Below are 508 nucleotides of genomic sequence, written 5' to 3'. Positions count from 1 at the left end.
ATTGCTTGGTTAAATAGTTGCAAGTCTTCATCTTTCATTGTGCCTACTGATGGCGCTTTTTGCCCTAATTGCTCTACAATATCGGCAACTTTGTTGTTTAAATATTTAAATTTCATATTTGTCTCCTATTCATTGTTTGATTTCACTTTGCTTTGAGGATCGTGTAGCCTTTATGTATTCCAAAACCTTTTCTTGCGTTTTCTTGTCAACTGGTGCGTTTTGGAAATATCTCATGTCCCTAAGTTTACCGTTTATGAGTTCAACACCAATTTTCTTTTTGTTCAGCACTATAAGGTAAAAGTTTTTTGGAACTTGCCCTTTCAGTGTTCCTATGCAATTTTTGAGAAGACCGCCAATTACTTTCAGGTCATCATTGTCTTTTGGTCTTATTATGGCATTTTTGACATCTTTTAGTGCCTTTCCCAATGCTTTTGCCTTTGCTTCCTGCCTTCTTTTTTTCTCATTTACAATTCAATCGTGCTTAAACCTGTATCTTGGTTCAATTTTC

General features: G+C 35.2%; 1 protein-coding gene. It reads right to left on the bottom strand.

The genetic code is table 11. The annotated features are described in order from the left end of the window. Positions 1 to 129: 129 nt before the first annotated feature. The gene (locus tag V6U90_RS33870) at positions 130 to 426 is read right to left on the bottom strand and encodes a hypothetical protein (RefSeq protein ID WP_334445288.1); all 297 of its coding nucleotides are present in this window, start codon (positions 424 to 426) and stop codon (positions 130 to 132) included. Between the last annotated feature and the right edge of the window lie 82 nt (positions 427 to 508).

It is taken from the genome of Micromonospora sp. CPCC 206060, from assembly GCF_036906895.1.
Classification (GTDB): Bacteria; Actinomycetota; Actinomycetes; order Mycobacteriales; family Micromonosporaceae; genus Micromonospora.
The sequence above is the reverse complement of the archived record's forward strand: the minus strand, read 5'-3'. Positions and strand labels throughout refer to the sequence as shown.